General features: G+C 67.2%; 16 protein-coding genes. 1 reads left to right on the plus strand and 15 read right to left on the minus strand.

Translation table 11 applies throughout. The annotated features are described in order from the left end of the window. Positions 1-6: 6 nt before the first annotated feature. The 4 genes from DDZ14_RS01095 to DDZ14_RS01110 all read right to left on the minus strand — a co-directional run bounded on the left by DDZ14_RS01095 (position 7) and on the right by DDZ14_RS01110 (position 3364). On the minus strand, positions 7-810 hold the full coding sequence (locus DDZ14_RS01095) for a CbbQ/NirQ/NorQ/GpvN family protein (protein WP_109423090.1): 804 nt from the start codon (positions 808-810) through the stop codon (positions 7-9). A gap of 5 nt (positions 811-815) precedes the next feature. Next, on the minus strand, positions 816-2180 hold the full coding sequence (locus DDZ14_RS01100; RefSeq protein ID WP_109423091.1) for a cbb3-type cytochrome c oxidase subunit I: 1365 nt from the start codon (positions 2178-2180) through the stop codon (positions 816-818). Positions 2181-2191: 11 nt separating this feature from the next. Beyond that, on the minus strand, positions 2192-2644 hold the full coding sequence (locus tag DDZ14_RS01105) for a cytochrome c (RefSeq protein ID WP_109423092.1): 453 nt from the start codon (positions 2642-2644) through the stop codon (positions 2192-2194). A 282-nt stretch (positions 2645-2926) separates the two neighbouring features. Continuing rightward, on the minus strand, positions 2927-3364 hold the full coding sequence (locus DDZ14_RS01110; protein WP_109423093.1) for a hypothetical protein: 438 nt from the start codon (positions 3362-3364) through the stop codon (positions 2927-2929). A gap of 69 nt (positions 3365-3433) precedes the next feature. Here DDZ14_RS01110 and DDZ14_RS01115 point away from each other — a divergent pair, with 69 nt between their 5' ends. After that, complete coding sequence (locus tag DDZ14_RS01115; protein ID WP_146193043.1) at positions 3434-3805, plus strand: hypothetical protein; 372 nt, start codon at positions 3434-3436, stop codon at positions 3803-3805. A 178-nt stretch (positions 3806-3983) separates the two neighbouring features. On the opposite strand, the gene DDZ14_RS01120 is transcribed toward DDZ14_RS01115, so the two are convergent. The 11 genes from DDZ14_RS01120 to DDZ14_RS01170 form a co-directional block, all read right to left on the minus strand. Continuing rightward, a complete protein-coding gene (locus DDZ14_RS01120; RefSeq protein WP_146193044.1) occupies positions 3984-4340 on the minus strand; it encodes a hypothetical protein in 357 nt (118 codons plus the stop codon). Positions 4341-4467: 127 nt separating this feature from the next. After that, complete coding sequence (locus tag DDZ14_RS01125) at positions 4468-4848, minus strand: cytochrome c family protein (protein ID WP_109423096.1); 381 nt, start codon at positions 4846-4848, stop codon at positions 4468-4470. A gap of 32 nt (positions 4849-4880) precedes the next feature. After that, positions 4881-5822, minus strand: coding sequence for an FAD:protein FMN transferase (locus tag DDZ14_RS01130; RefSeq protein ID WP_109423097.1), 942 nt, complete (start codon positions 5820-5822; stop codon positions 4881-4883). Positions 5823-5827: 5 nt separating this feature from the next. Next, positions 5828-6343, minus strand: a complete 516-nt coding sequence (locus DDZ14_RS01135) for a nitrous oxide reductase accessory protein NosL (protein WP_199221253.1) — start codon at positions 6341-6343, stop codon at positions 5828-5830. Then, positions 6340-7161 carry an ABC transporter permease gene (locus DDZ14_RS01140; protein WP_369914283.1) on the minus strand — a complete coding sequence of 274 codons (822 nt, stop codon included), beginning with the start codon at positions 7159-7161 and terminating at the stop codon, positions 6340-6342. The genes DDZ14_RS01135 and DDZ14_RS01140 overlap by 4 nt, the downstream gene beginning before the upstream one ends. After that, positions 7161-8072 carry an ABC transporter ATP-binding protein gene (locus tag DDZ14_RS01145; protein WP_109423099.1) on the minus strand — a complete coding sequence of 304 codons (912 nt, stop codon included), beginning with the start codon at positions 8070-8072 and terminating at the stop codon, positions 7161-7163. Before DDZ14_RS01145 ends, DDZ14_RS01140 begins: the two co-directional genes overlap by 1 nt. After that, entirely contained in the window at positions 8069-9331 is a 1263-nt protein-coding gene (locus tag DDZ14_RS01150; RefSeq protein ID WP_109423100.1) for a nitrous oxide reductase family maturation protein NosD, read from the minus strand. Before DDZ14_RS01150 ends, DDZ14_RS01145 begins: the two co-directional genes overlap by 4 nt. Positions 9332-9334: 3 nt before the next feature. Beyond that, complete coding sequence (nosZ, locus tag DDZ14_RS01155) at positions 9335-11245, minus strand: TAT-dependent nitrous-oxide reductase (RefSeq protein ID WP_109423101.1); 1911 nt, start codon at positions 11243-11245, stop codon at positions 9335-9337. Next, complete coding sequence (locus DDZ14_RS01160) at positions 11238-13418, minus strand: NosR/NirI family protein (protein WP_109423102.1); 2181 nt, start codon at positions 13416-13418, stop codon at positions 11238-11240. Before DDZ14_RS01160 ends, nosZ begins: the two co-directional genes overlap by 8 nt. A 99-nt stretch (positions 13419-13517) precedes the next feature. Then, entirely contained in the window at positions 13518-14747 is a 1230-nt protein-coding gene (locus DDZ14_RS01165; RefSeq protein WP_233252427.1) for an NnrS family protein, read from the minus strand. Next, entirely contained in the window at positions 14744-16825 is a 2082-nt protein-coding gene (locus DDZ14_RS01170; protein ID WP_109423104.1) for a NosR/NirI family protein, read from the minus strand. The genes DDZ14_RS01165 and DDZ14_RS01170 overlap by 4 nt, the downstream gene beginning before the upstream one ends. Positions 16826-16847 lie beyond the last annotated feature (22 nt).

A 16847-nucleotide genomic window follows, 5' to 3' on the forward strand; every position in this document is an offset into this window, starting at 1 on the left:
CCGGCCTCACCCGAAAACGGCGGTGACGAGATCAAGGAGCCCGCGTTTCACATCCTCGTCGTCGCTGAGCGGCTCGATCATCGCGGCGCGAACCGCGCGGTCCACGTCCATCCCCTGATGGATGAGCGTGGCGCAGTATACGATGAGCCGGGTGGAGACGCCTTCCTCCAGATCCTGGCCGCGCAGCGCCCTGAGCTTGCCCGCAAGCCGCACCAGCGGCGCAACGCGCGCCTCGGCCAAGCCGCTTTCGGCGGCGACGACGGCGATTTCCTGGCCCGGTTCGGGGAAGCCGAATTCCAGCGACAGGAAGCGCTGGCGGGTGGAGGGTTTCAGCGTCTTGAGAATATTCTGGTAACCGGGGTTGTAGGAGGCCACCAGCATGAAGCCGGGGGCGGCCTGCAACTCCTCGCCGGTGCGGTCGATAGGCAGGCTGCGCCGGTCGTCGGTCAAGGGATGCAGCACCACGGTCACGTCCTTGCGGGCCTCCACCACCTCGTCGAGATAGCAGATTGCGCCCTCGCGGACCGCACGGGTCAACGGGCCGTCCACCCAGACGGTTTCGCCGCCCTTGAGCAGGTAGCGCCCGATCAGATCCGCCGCCGACAGATCGTCGTGACAGGCCACGGTATAGAGCCGCCGGCCGAGGCGCGCGGCCATGTGGGCCACGAACCGGGTCTTGCCGCAGCCGGTGGGTCCCTTGAGCAGCAGCGGCAGGCCATTGACATGGGCGGCCGCGAAGATGTCGCACTCGTCGCCCTGGGCGAGGTAGAAGGGGGCCGCGGCCCCCTCCTGCATGATATTTCCGTCCATCGGTCTCACTCCGCCGGCGTGGTTGCATCGGCCGAGATCACCTCCCGGCGCGGGACGAGCACGGCGTAGATGAAGACCAGCACGCCCAGCACGACGACGGCACCGGCACCCAGCCGCATCCAGTAGAAGATCGCAAGCTGGTCCTGCACGCCCATGTAATCCTCGCCCAGCACGCGCTGGAGATGGGTCTGGAGCGTGCCCGCGAAAGTCAGCACCACAGTCATGAAGACCATGCCGCCCGACATCAGCCAGAAGGAGGCCATGTTGAGCACCTGGTTATAGGGATCGCGGTTTCGCAGGATCGGCATGGCGTAGGTGAAGATCGCCAGGTTGAGCGAGACATAGGCTCCGAAAAAGGCCAGGTGCCCGTGCGCCGCGGTGATCTGCGTGCCGTGGGTATAATAGTTGACCCCGTGCAGCGTGTGCAGAAAGCCCCAGACCCCGGCGCCGAAGAAGGCCAGCGTGGCACAGCCCAGCGACCACAGAAGCGCCGCCTTGTTGGGATGGTCGCGCCGGCCCTTCCAGACCATGACGAAGGCGAAAGCCATCATCCCGAAGAAGGGCACCACCTCGAGCGCCGAGAAGATCGAGCCGATCCACTGCCAGTAGCCCGGCGTGCCGATCCAGTAATAGTGGTGCCCGGTACCCAGGATGCCCGAGAAGAGGGCCGTGGCGACGATGACATAGAGCCATTTCTCCACCACCTCGCGGTCCACGCCGGTCAGCTTGAGCATCAGATAGGCCAGGATCGCGGCCATGATCAGCTCCCACACACCCTCGACCCAGAGATGCACGACATACCACCAGTACTGCTTGTCGAGGCCCAGATTCTCAGGGTTGTAGAAGGCGAAGAGGAAGAGCAGCGCCAGCCCCCAGAGCCCCAGAAGCAGGACATTGGTGATCGCCGTCTTCTTGCCCTTCAGGAAGGTCATGGTGACGTTGTAGAGGAAGATCAGCGCCGCCACGACGATGCCGATCTTGACCCAGCCGGGCTGTTCCAGGAACTCTCGCCCGTCCTTGCCCAGCAGCCAGCTTCCCTCGAAGAGGTTGAAGACATAGGTCACGACGACGCCGAGCGTGCCCAGCACCAGAATGGCAAGCTGCACATAGGCCAGCATCGGCGAATGGATCTCGTGCTCGGCCTCTTCGGGGATCAGGAAATAGGCCGCCCCCATGAAGCCCAGGATCAGCCAGACGATCAGGCTGTTCGTGTGCAGCATCCGCACGATGTTGAAGGGCAGCACCTCCGAGAGCGTGTTGGGGGCGACATAGATCAGCCCCGCCAGCAGCCCGCCCAGAACCTGGATCGCGAAGAGCGCCATCGCGGTGACGAAATAGACCTTCGCGATCTGTTGTGTCTCGTATTTCATGGTCTTTCTCCTCAGCCCGCGTCGTTCGGCGGCCAGTTCTGGGTGTCCATCCGGTCGGTCCAGAGCAGGAACTCGCTCAACGCCCGGATGTCGCTGTCGCTCAGGTTGAATTGCGGCATCTGCCGGCGCCCCGGCACGCCCGTGGGCTGCGCCTCCATCCAGCCCTTGAGCACTTCGAAGGCGCCCTCATGGTCGTCGGCGACGCCCCAGCGGGTCATCACATTGCCCAGCTCGGGGGCGAAATAGGCGCCCTCGCCATGCAAGGTGTGGCAGTTGATACAGGCGTTTTCTTCCCAGACGCGCTTGCCGCGCGCCACCTCTTCGGTCAGTCCCGCCGTATCCGTCGATGTGTTCACGATGTAGTAGTGGCTGTGAACCGACAGGCCGACGAAGATGACGATGAAGAACAGCGACCCGCCGTAGAATATGTTGCGGGCCATGGATTTCGTCATGACTTCGCGCATTGCGCTCTCCCCTGCGGAAGTTGTTTCGGTGCAGGGACCATGCGCACGCGGCGCAGCGCAGACCTTAACGAAAGTCAAGCAGATCGGGGAAAGGCGCGGCGCTGGTGTTCGCCGCCTGACATAAGATACCCGATGGAAGCAGGGTATCGGGCATTGGCCCAGCATCCTTGAGCTAAACGGTCAGATGACGGCTAGGAGCCCTTATTGATCGAGCGAGCAGTTGCCGCATTTCGCAGATGCAACATGAAGCCGCCAAGCTGTCCGGGATACTAAGCCACTTCACTACATCATGAATTTCCCGGTTGGCTCAAACCAAAGCGGCTCTTCCCACGGCACCGCTTCAACCTCCCCCCGCCTGCCCCTGGCGCAGTAGACCTGTTTCAGACCGTTTGAAGTTTGCAGCCATGCCCCTTTCTTTCGCTCCAACCATGCGCTTGCGTAGAAACCACCCATCCCTCGGCGACTACTTGCGCCAGCCAGTGCGGCATTGATGAATTTCTTTCCGTGATCAGTGGGCCAAAGAGTTGCCTTGAAGGACAATTCACCGTGTCCAACATCGGCAACACTCGCCACTGCAGGAATCCCGTCCATGTCGAATTCAATCACGGGCTGATCGCCCCAGCGATTGCCATTCGCGGCTAGCGTAATGAGTTTGCGCCGCAAGTATTCGTTGATCGTGCGAACAAGCACCTTCTGGGCCAGAAGCTCCTTGGCGTTCATAGTTTACCCCACTACTGTCGGTTGTCTCGGGGACCATACCTCCGTTTGGTGATGAAGGAAATAAAACTGATGGGGCAGGTTCGCTGGCACCGCGGATTCATTCGTATTTGGGGTGTATTTTCGTTGATGTGGGTATTGTTATGGGTGGTAAATCTCTGGGTGAGCTACCCGACCGGGGATGGTGAAGTGTTTCTTCGACACGGAAGGATCGTCATGGGCATTGACCATGCAAAGCAACGCGCTCAAGAGATCGAGTATTCAGACCCTGAAGGTTCCCGCGAACTCATTGCCCAGATTCCCGCAGCTGAGGAACGGCTTGCGGCGCAGAAGAGGGACGAATTTGTCAATACTGCCATCGTGATTATCCTTCCACCCGCTGCTCTCTTGGGGCTGCTCTACGTCTTCGGCTGGATTGCCCGCGGTTTTCGAAGTAATGACTGACGCGAAAATCTGAATCCGATGTGATTTGGTCGTGTCGAGCATGCTGCGCTTGCGCACACTGACCTCGCAGCCGCAGTGATTGAGCGCTCCGTCCGCATCTCTGCCCCCTCGGACCTTCGTCCGAGCGACCGAGGGCGCACCAGAGGCAGACTGGGACCCTTTTGTCAGGTGGTGAACACTAGCGTCCGCCCCGAAGGAACGCGCCCAGCGTCTCGGTCATCCGGGCGGCCTCGGCCTCGGTCAGCCGGGCATGGCCGGGCAGGAAGGCCGCGATGTCGTGCCCGGTATAGCGCCCAAGGAGCTGGCCGTCGCGGTGGATCAGGTTCAGCCGGGCGAAATCGCGCGCCGGGTCATGGCAGAAGATGCAGCGCTCGCGATAGAGCCCGCCCGTGGCAAGCTGCGCGCGGAAAACCTCCAGGAATAGCTCCAGCTCCGCGCCTTGCAGGCCGCCCTTGTGGTGGGCCAGGAAGGCTTCGATATCCTGCCCGTCGCTGCCCACGAGCCGGCCGTTCACGACGCTCAGCCGCTCGCGCACGAAAGGCCCGGCATGTCCGTGACAGGCAAGGCAGCGGGCCTCGAAAATTTTATGGAAATCCTGGGATGCCGCCGGCCCGCTCAGGCCGGCGGCGAAAATCAAGGCACCCGCGAGGTGCCGCCAGACCCTATTCGAAGGTCTCGAGATAGGCGATGACGTCTGCACGGTCTTCTTCCTTGCGCAGACCGGCGAAGCTCATCTTGTTGCCGGGAATGAAATCGCGCGGGTTTTCCAGATAGGCGGCCAGGTTATCTTCGCTCCAGACCATGCCCTCTTCCTTCTTCGCCATGAAGGCGTCGGAATATTTGAAGTCTTCGTTGGAGGCGACTTCGGCGCCCACGACCCCGGTCAGCGGCGGACCGACGCGCGGCTTGGCGCCCTCGCCGATCATATGGCACGCCTTGCACTTGCGAAACACCTTCTCGCCGGCTTCGGCGTCGCCATCGGCATGGGCCGGCAGCGCGATGCCCACCAGGCAGGCCACTGTCAGGGCGGTCTTGAGTTTCATCTTGTCATCCTCCTAGTTTTGGGAACGGGTTTTCAGATCAGTGTTTCCACGCGGGTTTCCGGTTGTCCAGCCAAGGTAGCGTGAATGTCGGGCGCGTCCATGAGACAAAAGGCGGTGGAGAGCCCGTCTGCCAGCGCCGCCCGCGGGGCGGAGATCGAGACCACCCGCCAGCGCCCGCCGGGGCGGCCCGTCAGCGGGTCGATGATATGACCGACCCGGCCTGCGGCGTCGAGCAGCGTGCCCTGCGGTGCCGACGTGGCCAGCGCCCGGTCGCTGAGCGCGGTGCGGCCCACAAGCGCGCCGTCGGGGCCGGCGATCCCGGCCTGCCAGGGACCGCCATCGGGCCGCCTGCCGTTGCCCACGACCTCGCCCATGTTCACCAGCACGTCGCCGAAGCCCCGCGCCCGCAGCAGGTCCGAAATCCGGTCGGCGATATACCCCTGCGCGATCCCGTTGAGCGTCAGGGCCATGCCGGGCCGGGCGAAGCGCACCGCCTCCGGGCCGAAGCGGACATGGCCGAAGCCAACGCAAGCGCGCGCCGTCGCCACCGCCGCCGCGTCCGGGCGGCTGCCACGTTCCGCCGCGCGGGCATGAAGCATCCAGAGCGGCTGCACGCTGGGATCGAAGGCGCCGCCGGTCTTGCGGTGGAGCGTGGCGCAGAGCCCGAGCAGTTCCAACATCTCGGGTGGCGGCGTCGGCAATTCGCCGTCGCGGTTGAGCTGCGCCAGGGCGCTGCCAGCCCGGTGCAGGCTGAAGATCGCCTCCTGCCGCGCGACCTCGGCCGCAACATCGGCGAAGATCGCCTGCGCCTCGTCCCCGGCGACACCGGCCAGCACCATGCTGGCCTCGGCCCCAAGCGCACGGCCCTGCCAGCGGGCGGCGGGCGCGGCGGCACGCGCGCCGGCTGGCCAGGCCAGCGCGGCGGCGCTCAGCGCGATGAAACGGCGGCGGCTCTGATGCTGTTGCTGGCTCATGGCTTTCATCCTTCCGGTAGCTCGATCTCGACCGGGGCGAGCACGGCCTCCGACGGTATCTCGTCGAGCCGCACCACCCGGCCGCCCTTGCGCGCGGCGAAGTCCTCTGCGCCTTCTGCGGTGCCGAAGGGCACGATTTCCGGCGCGCCCATGCCGCCCCTGACCTGTGCGCCCAGCACGAAATGCGCCGCATCGGCGGCGATCCAGTTCTCCGGTCCGGGCGCCTCCCAGCTTGGCGCAGCGCCCATGTCCGAGACATAGACCGCCAGCACCGGCGCGCTGCGCTCGGCACTTCGAAGATAGGCCAGCGCGTCGCGGACCTGCGAGAAGAAGATCGGGTCCGGCACGCCTTCGAGATGTATCTGCCCCTTGGGCCCGGCATGGCCGGTCAGCTGCATCATGCAGAAATGCCCCAACGCGTCGCCGGTCATGGCGGCGGGTTCGGGTGCCTCGGCAGTCTCTTCCCGGCAGGCGGCGGCCAGCATCAGGATCGCGGCGGCCAGAAGCGTGCGGGCGATCATGGCTCCAGCCTCCCCAGCGCGGCGCGCGCCAGCGCCAACCCAGCCAGCGGCCACAGAAGCAGCGACAGCGGCGCGGCCCAGCCCGGCAGGGCATCCGCGGCGCCCGTCATGCCACCGGCCAGCGCGACCTGTTCCGATCCCGCGACATTCCAGAGCCGGAACGCATCCGCGGGGTTGAGCGCCAGGACCCACGGAAAGACATGCCGCGTGAAGGCACCGCCGCCGTCATAGACCACCGCGCCCAGAAGGCCGAGATCGTAAAGCACCACCATCACCAGCCAGAGCCCGACGGCGAAGCCCGCGGCCCCGGCCGCCGATCCCGCCAGCGCCGAGGCCGCGTAGCCCAGCGCCAGGAAGGCCGCGCCCAAAAGCACCGCCGTGGCGACGAGCCGCGCGAGCGCGAGCACGCTCTCCGCACCCGCGCCACCCAGCGCCGCCGCCACCGCGCCGGCCGCGCCGAAGCCGACCAGCGTGGCGAAGGCCAGCGCAGCGAGTTGCGCCAGGAACTTGCCCGCCAGCAGCTCGCCGCGCGTCAGCGGATAGGTCAGCACCAGGCCCAGCGTGCCGCGCTCCACCTCGCCGGCGACGGCATCGAAGGCCATCATCAGCGCGATGAAGGGCACCAGGTAGACCGCCAGCGTGGTCATCGAGGCGACCGAAACGGTCAGCAGATCCACACCCAGCGACCCGGTCGGGGCCGAGCCCGCCAGCGTCAGCGCCAGCGCGAAGAGCGTCATCATCGCCGTGGCCATCATCAACCAGCGGTTGCGGCGCAGGATGCCCAGTTCCAGCCGGGTGACGGCGAGGATGCGGCGGATCATGGCGCGCCCTCCGTGGTGGCAAAATGGCGATAGATGTCCTCCAGGCTGGGCGGCGTCATCTCCACATCCGCGACCGCCCCGCCCAGGGCGGTGATCCGCGCCAGCCGCGCCATCTTCTCGGAGGCGGGGCAGGTCAGATCCAGCGCGTGCCCGTTGATGCGGCTGCCGCCCAGCGCGGCCTGCAGCGCGTCGGCACCATCCGGCCCGGCGGTCAGGCGGATTCGGATCGGCAGCGCGGCGCGCGCGGTCAGTCCCGAGAGCGTGTCATTGGCCACCAGCCGGCCCTCGCGCAGGATGGCGATCCGGTCGGTACGGGCCTCCAGTTCGGTCAGCGCATGGCTGGAGGTCAGCACCGCGGTCCCCTGCGCGGCCATCTCGTCCACCACCGCGTAGAGGTCATGGCGCGATACCGGGTCGAGCCCGCTTGTCGGCTCGTCGAGCAGCGCCACGCGGCGGCGGCCCAGAAGCGCCTGCGCCAGCCCCAGCCGCTGCCGCATGCCCTTGGACCAGGTGCCGATGCGGCGATCCGCAGCCGCGGAGAGCCCGACGCGCTCCAGCAAGGGCCCGACCACGCGCAGCGGCTCGCCTGCCAGGCGCGCGAAGAACTCCAGTTGCTCGCGGCCTGTCAGCGCGCCGTGGAAGGCGACCTGTTCGGGCAGATAGGCGGTGGCGGCGCGCGCAGCGGCGTCGCCCGGCGCGGCCCCCGCGACGCGGATGCGCCCCGCGCCGGGCCGCGTCAGCCCGAGGATGAGCTTGAGCAGCGTGGACTTGCCCGCGCCGTTATGGCCCAGCAGCGCCACGCGCTCGCCGCCCGCGACGGCGAGGCTCAGATCGCGCAGCACCTCGCGCCCGGCGTAGCTCTTGCTCAGGTCCGCCACCGTCAGGACGGGATCGGTCGGATCGCTCATGTCTTGCCCCCCTTGCCGGGCTCGTCGATCTCCACCGGGCGCATCAGCGGGTGCGGATCGACCACGCCGCCCGGCAGGAGCGCCGGGAAGGCCGATTGCGCCCAGCGCACAAGCTGCACCGCGGGCGCGCCCAGCAGCAGCTTCGCCGCCGGCTGCGACCAGAGCACATGGTCCATGCTGTCATTGGGCCGGTAGGGCGCATCCGCGATGCCGTCGCCGTCGATGTCGTAGGCGGCGAAATCGCTCCAGTAATTGCCCCGGCCCTCATGGCTCCAGTCCAGCCATTTGGAGCCCACGTATTTCACCTGCGTGCGGTTGCCGACAAAGGCGTTTCCGGTCATCGCGTTGCGTTCCGACCCGGCGGTGAAATGCACCCCGATATCGCAGCCCTCGAAGCGGTTTCCGGCGACCTCGTTCTTGTGGGCATTGTAGATGAAGAGGCAGCGGTTCGCGCCGTTGCGCACCAGATTGCCCGCCACGACCGAACTGTTGGTGTAGTTCAGCATGATCCCGTGCTGGTCGTCGCGGATCGAAACATTTCGGGTGATCCGCACCTTCCGCGAATACATCACCGCGAAGCCCAGATCGTTGCCGATCGAGACATTGCCGGACACTTCGCTCTCGTTGGCGTACATGTAATGGACCGCGAAGCGCAGGTCGCGGAGCTGGTTGTCGCGGAAGCTGTTGTCGCGCGAAGTGTTGACGAATATCCCGTCGCGGCCCCAGCGGATGTCGTTGCCCACCACGTCCGATCCGGGCGCATTCCAGACATAGACGCCGTTGCCGCGGTCGTTCACGCGGTGGTCCTGCCGGCCCTCGATCACGTTCCGCGCCACCATCGCATCGCGGGCACCGTGAACATCCACACCGTAGAGATTGCCGGTCAGCCGGTTGCCGGTGACGCGCGCGCGGTCAGCACCCTCAAGCAGCCTTATACCGCTGTCGAGCGTCTCATGGCTGTCGCCGGAACCGGTGATCGCGCAGCCTTCGACCGTCACGTCGGGCGCGGTGACGGTCAGCACCGAGCCCTGCCCGCCGCCGTCGATCCGCGCGCCCTCGGCGCAGGTGAGCGTCAGCGGTTTCGATATCTCCTGGCCGCCCGCATGGCGGCCCGCGCCGAGGCGGAGGGTATCCCCCGCCCCGGCCTCGCGGATCGCCTCCGCCAGGCCCGCGCCCCCTGCGGCCACGTCCCGCTCCGCCGCCGGGGCGAACCCCGGCGCGAACAGCAGCAGCGCAAGACAGAGGGCGCGGACCGGCATGGCTCAGGCGCCTCGCGGCTCGACCAGCATCCGGCCGCGCATCTCCATGTGGAGCGCATGGCAGAACCACTGGCAATAGAACCAGTGCACGCCCGGACGGTCGGCGGTGAAGGTGACCGAGGCGGTGGCCTGCGGCGCGATCTCCATCGCCACCCCGTAATTCGAGATCGTCAGCCCGTGCGTCACGTCATCCACATCATCCAGGTTGGTAACGTAGATCGTCACCTCGTCGCCCTGTCTGACGGTGAATTTCTCCATGCTGAACTGGGGCGCGACGGACCACATGTAGACCCGCACCTTGTTGCCGTCGCGAATGGGCTCGGGGTGGCCGTCCTCCAGTTCCACGCCATCGGCTTCGGCCTGGCGGCGGGCATCCTCGAACATCGGATCGTCGCGCGACCAGACGTTGACCGGGTTCACGATGTCGCGGCGCACGATGATGCAGTCATGCGGCTCGGCGAAGGTCGGCCCGTCATGTACGACCTGCATCTCGTCCGAGGAGATATCGATGAGTTGCTCGTTCTCGGGCTTGAGCGGCCCGACATTGATGAACCGGTCCTTGGAGAACTTGTTCATCGAGATCAGCCAGTTGCCGTCGGCATCCTTGGTCTCGCCCATCGAGGTGTGGTTGTGGCCCGGCTGGTAATGCACGTCCACCTTGGAGATGATCGGATCGACATCCTCTCCCGCATAGGCGCGGACCGCCTTCTCCATGTCCCACTTGACCACCTGGCTGTCGAGGAAGAGCGTGGTATAGGCCATGCCCTTGCCGTCGAAGGCGGTGTGGAGCGGGCCCAGGCCAAGCTGCGGCTCGGCCACGATGCACGAGCGCGGGTCGGCGTCGCTGTCGAAAAGCGCATCGACCCTGGTCACGTCGATGACCGAACAGGTGGGCGACAGCTTGCCGTTGATGACCACATGCTTGCCGTCTGGCGCGGTGTTGCAGCCATGCGGGCTGTTGGGGATCGGCACGTAGCGGGTGTAGTTCTTGCCCGACTCCTTGCGCCCGTCCAGAACCTTGACGCCGTTCAGTTCCTGGTAGTCGCCGTTGGCGACACCCGCTTCGATCTCCTTGATGTTGAAGATCACCACATGGTCGGTCTCGCTCGCGGTCATCTCGGCCAGGTTCATCCCCATCTCGGAGTTGTAGCTGGTCGAGAAGGCGTATTTTCCCTGGTAGTCCGCATCGCAGTTATCCAGGTTGCCGCTGACGATCACCTGCCAGGCAACCTCCATCGTGTCACCGTCGATGGCGGTGAAGATATTCACGTATTCCGACGGATCGTCGAGGATCTTGCCGTCATTGACCAGCGGCAGTTCATGCTCGCCATTGGCGAAGACATAGCCGGTGCGCGGGTATTTCTGCGGCCGAAGCCCGTGGATGTCGCCGGCATTGGGCACCTCGAGGATCTTGTCGCATTTCATCACGTCGCAGCGCACGCGGGCCACGCGGGTGTTTGCCTTGTCGTTCATGAAAAGATAGCGCCCGTCATAGGTCCCTTCGGTAAAGGACATGTGCGGGTGGTGCAGGTCGCCATTGTCGTAGGTCTTCATGCCGCGCGCGGCCAGCATGTCCTTCGTCTCCTGCGTGAGCCCCTCGGTCAGCACCTTCAGGCTCTCGTTGGTCTGGCCCCAGCCGGTGGCCGAGCAGCGGTTGAAGACCGGCACACGCATCAACTCGCGCATCGACGGGAAGCCCAGGATGCGCAGCTCGCCGCTCTGGCCGGAGGACCAGAAGCCGTAATACTCGTCCAGCTCGCCCGGCACCGGGGAAAAGCTGCCCTCCGCGGCGCGGGCGGGGCGCGCGCCCGAGAAAAGCCCGGCGGTCCCGGTCGAGGCGACAAGCGCCCCCGTGGCGGTCGCGCCCAGCATGCTGCGGCGGCTCATCTTGAACATCTTGGTTACGTCAGACATCGGAGCTCTCCTTTTCCACTGTCTTGGCGCCGAGCAGACGCGACATCGCACCTGCATCGGCCTCGTTCGCCGCGCGATCCTTCGCGCGCCGTTTCAGTTGCCTGATCACAACCGGGCACTTTGCCTCGGACTGGTAGAGCACCTGGCAATGCAGGCAGTTCACGCATTCGTTGGGATTGATCTCGCCCGTGGGGTGGATCGCCTGCACCGGGCATTCGTTGGCGCAGGTCTGGCACGGGCTGCCGCACTCGCGGTAGCGCTTGAGCCAGTCGAACATCCGCATCCGGGCCGGGATCGCCAGCGCCGCGCCCAGCGGGCACATGTAGCGGCAATAGAACCGCTCGACGAAGAGCCCGATCACCAGCAGCGTCACGGCGAAGACCACGAAGGGCCAGTCGCGGACGAATTTCAGGATGATCGCGGTCTTGAACGGTTCCACCTCGGCATATCTCTCGGCCATCGGCATGGAGGCCAGCGAGAGGCCGAACAGCCCCAGGAAGATCACGTATTTCACCGGCCAGAGCCGCTCATGCAGGCCCCAGGGCAGTTCCCATTGCGGCACTTTCAGCGCCCGCGCGACGCGGTTGGTCAGCTCCTGGAGCGCGCCGAACGGGCAAAGCCAGCCGCAATAGGCCCCCCGCCCCCAGAAGATGAGCGCGGCAGCCACGGCGAACCACTGGATGAACACGAGCGGGTCCATTAGGAACGCATCCCAGGTGAAGCCCGAGCGCAGAGAACCCGCCAGCGCCATCAGGTTGACGACGGAAAGCTGCGCGTTGGCGTACCAGCCCACGAAGACCAGCGTCAGCGTCAGGAACCCCATGCGGAACCAGAAATATGCGCGCGCATGGCGGGTGATCTGCATCTGGAAGAAGAAGGCGCCGGTCAACACGACGAGCATCGCCAGCAAACCCGCGATCTCCAGTTGCCGGTCGCGCCAGATACGCTGCCAGAGCGCGGTCTTGGCCGCCGCCTCCTCCGCCGCGTCGGCGAGCGCGGGGGCGGGCGCCAGCGGCTCAAGATACCGCTCGGGCAGCTTGTAGCCCAGATCGAAGGTCAGGAAGGATTTCTCCACCGCGCCCACGGCGCGTTGAACCAGTAGCTGCACCCGAAAGGGCGCGGCCGGGTCAAATTCGGCATCTGCGGGGATGCGGAAGAGATCAAGCTCGGTCACGCTGGGCGCGCCTTCGGCGGCGATCTCGCCCAGGCGGCGGTGGTCGCGGTCGAAGAATCGCACCGACCGATCGCCCTGGATAAGCTGTATGCGGTCGAAGATGCCGCCGCGCACATAGCCAGACCCCTTGAAGGAATAACGCCCGCGCCCGGCCAGCAGCAGCGCATGTTCGCCCGGTCGCAGCCAGTTGCGGAGATTTGCGTATTCCGCCTCGCCCAGCAACGACCGCCCGATGCCGGGCACGCTGACCAGCGCGGCCTTGAGATCGATGAACGTCTCCTCCGGCGCGCCCTTTGCGGGCCGGGCGGCGGCGCGGGTGTCGCCGCTGGCCTCGAAGGCCGCGTTCACCTGCCCCAGATCGAGCGACAGTTCGCGCACCGATCCGTCGCCGGTGAGCGCCTGCCAGTCGCGGATCTCGCCCTCGCCCCCGGCCAGGGCGCGTTGCGGCCCGGACTGCGCGGCCGGCGCGAGCCCGCCCAGCCCCAGCGCGCGCGCCACTTTCAGGCCGCCACGCACCAGGCTATCGTCGATGACCATGACCGTGACCGTGGCGCCCGAGATGATGTCGAGCTCATGTGCCTCGCCGCCGGCTTCGGCCTCGGCCTTCAGGTCGAGCCCGGCATAGCCCTCGATCACCCGGCGCATCTTTGCCTCCGGGATACCGACCAGGACGATCGGCTCGGAATGTTCCACCAGCCGCGCGCCGGTCAGCACCGCATCGGGCGAGATCGCGGCGATGACGTGGATCGGTTTGCCGGAATACCCCGTGGTCCCGGCGAAATCGGAGGTCAGGAAAGCCCAGGCCGCGACCTCGCCCTGCCGCAGCACCGGCACCACCGGCACATCCTCGCGCATCTGCCCGAAGGACGTGGCGCCCTCCACCAGATCGCCCGGTGCCACCCGGTCCAGGAGACCGGGCAGATCGGCCGCCCGAAGCGGTGCGGATAGCGCCAGCGCGGCCGTGGACAAGGCCGCAAGAAACCCGAGAAAGCGAAGCATTATTTCTTTCCGTCGCTGCACGAGGCGACTTGTCCCGCGGTGGCGCCGCGTCGGCCTTGATGAAAGTCAAACGTACAGGAATTTCGCGATTTTCTCAATTCAGAGTCGCGGGCGGGTGAGCACCGGCGCCAGTGCGAGAAGGAAAAGCCCGAAGGCCAGGAGCCACAGCAACGCGGCTCCGCCGAGCGCGCCGAAATACCAGCCCGCACCGCCCCAGGAAGCCGCGACGCGCAGGATCGCCGAACCGGCCACCAGCCCGTAGGCCCAGGCCACGGGGCGGGGCGCGACCAGCGCGCGACCGGTATGGCCGAGGCTCGCGCGGCTCATCACCGCGACGGTCATCCCGCCCACCGCTCCGATCCCCAGCAGATGCAGCGCCGCGCTTTCCGGCAGCAGGCCCAGCCAGGCCAGACCCAGCGCCAGATAGCCCGCCGCGAGCATCCCGAAGCCCAAATGGAGCGACCAGAGAATCGGCCGGTCGAGTACCAGCGCCCCGCGCCAGCCCGCAAGCCGCAGCGCCAGCGCCGCCCCGGCGATCAGCGCGGCCGCGCCGGCCAGCCAGCCCGGTGCGCCGGCACCGGCCAGAAGCGGCGTCAGGATCACCGCCGCGACGGCCGCGGCCTCCACCGGGCGGCGGCTTACCGGCAGGCGCGTCTCCTCGCCGCTCGCGCGCAGCGCGTTGCGGGTGAAGGCCGGCGTCACCCGCCCGCCGACCACCGCGATCACCGCCGCCACGCCCAGAAGCCCCATACGCAACCCCGGCGCGGCGCCGTTTTCCAGCACGCCGGTCCATTCCAGATGGGTCATCAGGTTGCCGCCCCAGACGATTGCGAGCAGGCCCAGCAGCATCACGTTCTGGGGCTTGGGCCGCTTGGCTAGCTGAACCGCGATCTTCAGGCCCAGGATCGGCAGGAAAGCCAAGTCGGCCACCGCCACCAGAACCGGATCGAGAAGGCCCGAGAACCACAGCGCGATCCGGCCCGCGAGCCAGATCGCCGCCGCCGCGGCGACGAATCGCGCACGCGCCTCCGGCGTGCCGGTCCAACTCGGCACTGCGGTCAGGAAGAAGCCGCCCAGCACCGCGCCGGCATAGCCGAAGATCATCTCATGCGCGTGCCAGTGCTGGGGCAGCGGCGCAACTGCGAAGCCGGGCCAACCGCCGCCGGACGCCTGCCCCGCGATCCAGGCTGACCAGGCCAGCATAGACACGATTGCATAGATCGCAGCCCCCAGGAAGAAGACGCGGAAGCCGCTGCCCAGCACCAACCTCAGGCGCGTGAAGCGCGGCGCAGACGCGGGCGGCAGAGACATGGACTGGACATCGCTCATGGGTTCACTCCGGAGGCGGCGCCGCCCCGCTGGCGGCGCTTGAGGACGGGACAGGTGGCGGCGTCGTGGAAATTCACCTGGCAGCGCAGGCAGAGCACGCATTCATTGGGGTTGATCCGCCCGATCGGGTCGATCGCGCCCACCGTGCAATGCTGCTCGCAGAGCCGGCATTCGCGACCGCATTGCGGGCGGCGGCTGAGCCAGTCGAAGAGTTTCAGCTTCGCCGGGATCGCCAGCGCCGCGCCCAGCGGACACAGGTAGCGGCAATAGAACCGCTCGATGAAGAGCCCCGACAACAGCAGGAGCGCGGCGAAGGCGACGAAAGGCCAGGCGCGCAGGAAATGCATGGAGATGGCGGTCTTGAATGGCTCGGCCTCGGCCAGCACCAGCGCCGCGCGCATCGAGTAGAAGGAGAGCGCGAGGATGCCCAGGAAAAGCACGTATTTGATGACCCAGAGCCGCTCATGCAGCACGAAGGGCACCGCGATCTGTGGCACGCCCAGCCGCCGCGCGGCCTGGTTGCTCAGTTCCTGAAGCGCGCCGAACGGGCAGAGCCAGCCGCAAAAGACGCCGCGCCCCCAGAAGAGCAGCCCCAGCGCCACGAAGCCCCAGAGCAGGAAGATCACCGGCTCGATCAGGAAGGTCTCCCAGCGGAAGCCGGTCAGCAGCGATTGCAGGAAGGCCACGACCTGCACGACCGAAAGCTGGCCGCCCGCGATCCAGCCCAGCCAGACCAGCGTGACCGCCAGATAGGCCGTCCGTCCCCGGCGCCAGAGCCTGGGGCGGCGCACGAAGCTCTCCTGGAAGAAAAGGATGCCGGCCAGCATGGTCAGCATCAGCGCGACGCCCGCAATCTCCACCCGGCGCGCCTGCCAGGCTGATATCCAGAGCGGCTCCGCCAGCGATCCGGGCGCGGGGGCGAGGCGCAGCGCCGCCGGCAGGCTGTAGTCGAGCGGTATCTCCATGCCCACCGCACCGCCCGCCGCGGCCGGGCGGCTGGCGGAGACCACCACGCGGAACGGCCGCGCGGCCTCGATGCGGTCCGCCGGCAGGCGGAAGACGCTGATCTCCTTCAGCTCCGGCGCCCCGGCGATCTCCAGCCCGTCGATGCGGGTGAAGTCGTCCGCCGCCGGACGGAAGACGCTCTCGTCCTGCTCCAGCCTGATCCGGTCGAAGCGGTCGCTCTGCCGCCAGGCCAGCCCGCGATGCGAATGTAGCCCGCGCGAGGCCACGAAGAGCGCCGCCTCGCCGGGGGCGAGTGCGGCCATGATCCGTGAATAGCGGGACTGTCCCAGAAGGTTGCGCCCGATCACGGGCGCGTCGAGCACCCCGGCCCATAGCTCCAGGAACGGCGCCTCGCCGCCGGGCAGCAGATGGGTCGCGCCGGTCAGCGCGGCGGCGGCCTCCGACATGCTGACCCGCGTGTGCGCCAGCGCGCCGTCGGCCAAAAGCCCCTGCCAGTCTCGCGGCGCGAAAGCCATACGGTCGATCCCGCCGCCGCCCGCGATCAGCCCGTGCCCCTCGGCCAGCACGCGCGCGGTGCGCAACACCGCGTCCCGGATTACCCCGGTCGTGACCGTGGCGCCCGAAATCACGTCGGGCAACCCGGCGCGCGGCGCGAAACCCGCCGCGTGCCTCTCGCGCAGGTCGAGCCCTGCGAAGCCGCCGACATAAGCGGCGATGTCTTCGGTTGAAATGCCCAGCGTCAGGATCGGCTCGTCATGGCGCACCAGTTCGGCGCCCGCGATGCCCGCCTCTGGCGTGACCGCGACCAGCACGTCGAGCGGGCGGCCCGAATATCCGACGGACCCCGCGACCTCCCATGTGGCGCCGACATACCCCAGAAGCGCGCCGTCCTGCGTGACCCGCCAGCCGGGAACGGGGCTGTCCAGCCGCTCCAGCCGTACCGGACCCGCGTGGCCAAGCAGGCGCGCGGCCTGGCCCGCGTCGAGTGCCGGGTTCCGCTCCACCCCGGCGCCCGGCAGCAACGCACCGCCCTCGCCCGCGCGGACCGGCGCGACCAGAAGCAGCAGCAGGCCGCAGGCAAGGCAGACGATGAGACATGCAAAGGGGCGCATGGGGCGGGCTCCGTGGCACTTC

The sequence above is a fragment of the Maritimibacter sp. 55A14 genome (genome assembly GCF_003122205.1).
Lineage (GTDB): Bacteria > Pseudomonadota > Alphaproteobacteria > Rhodobacterales > Rhodobacteraceae > QEYE01.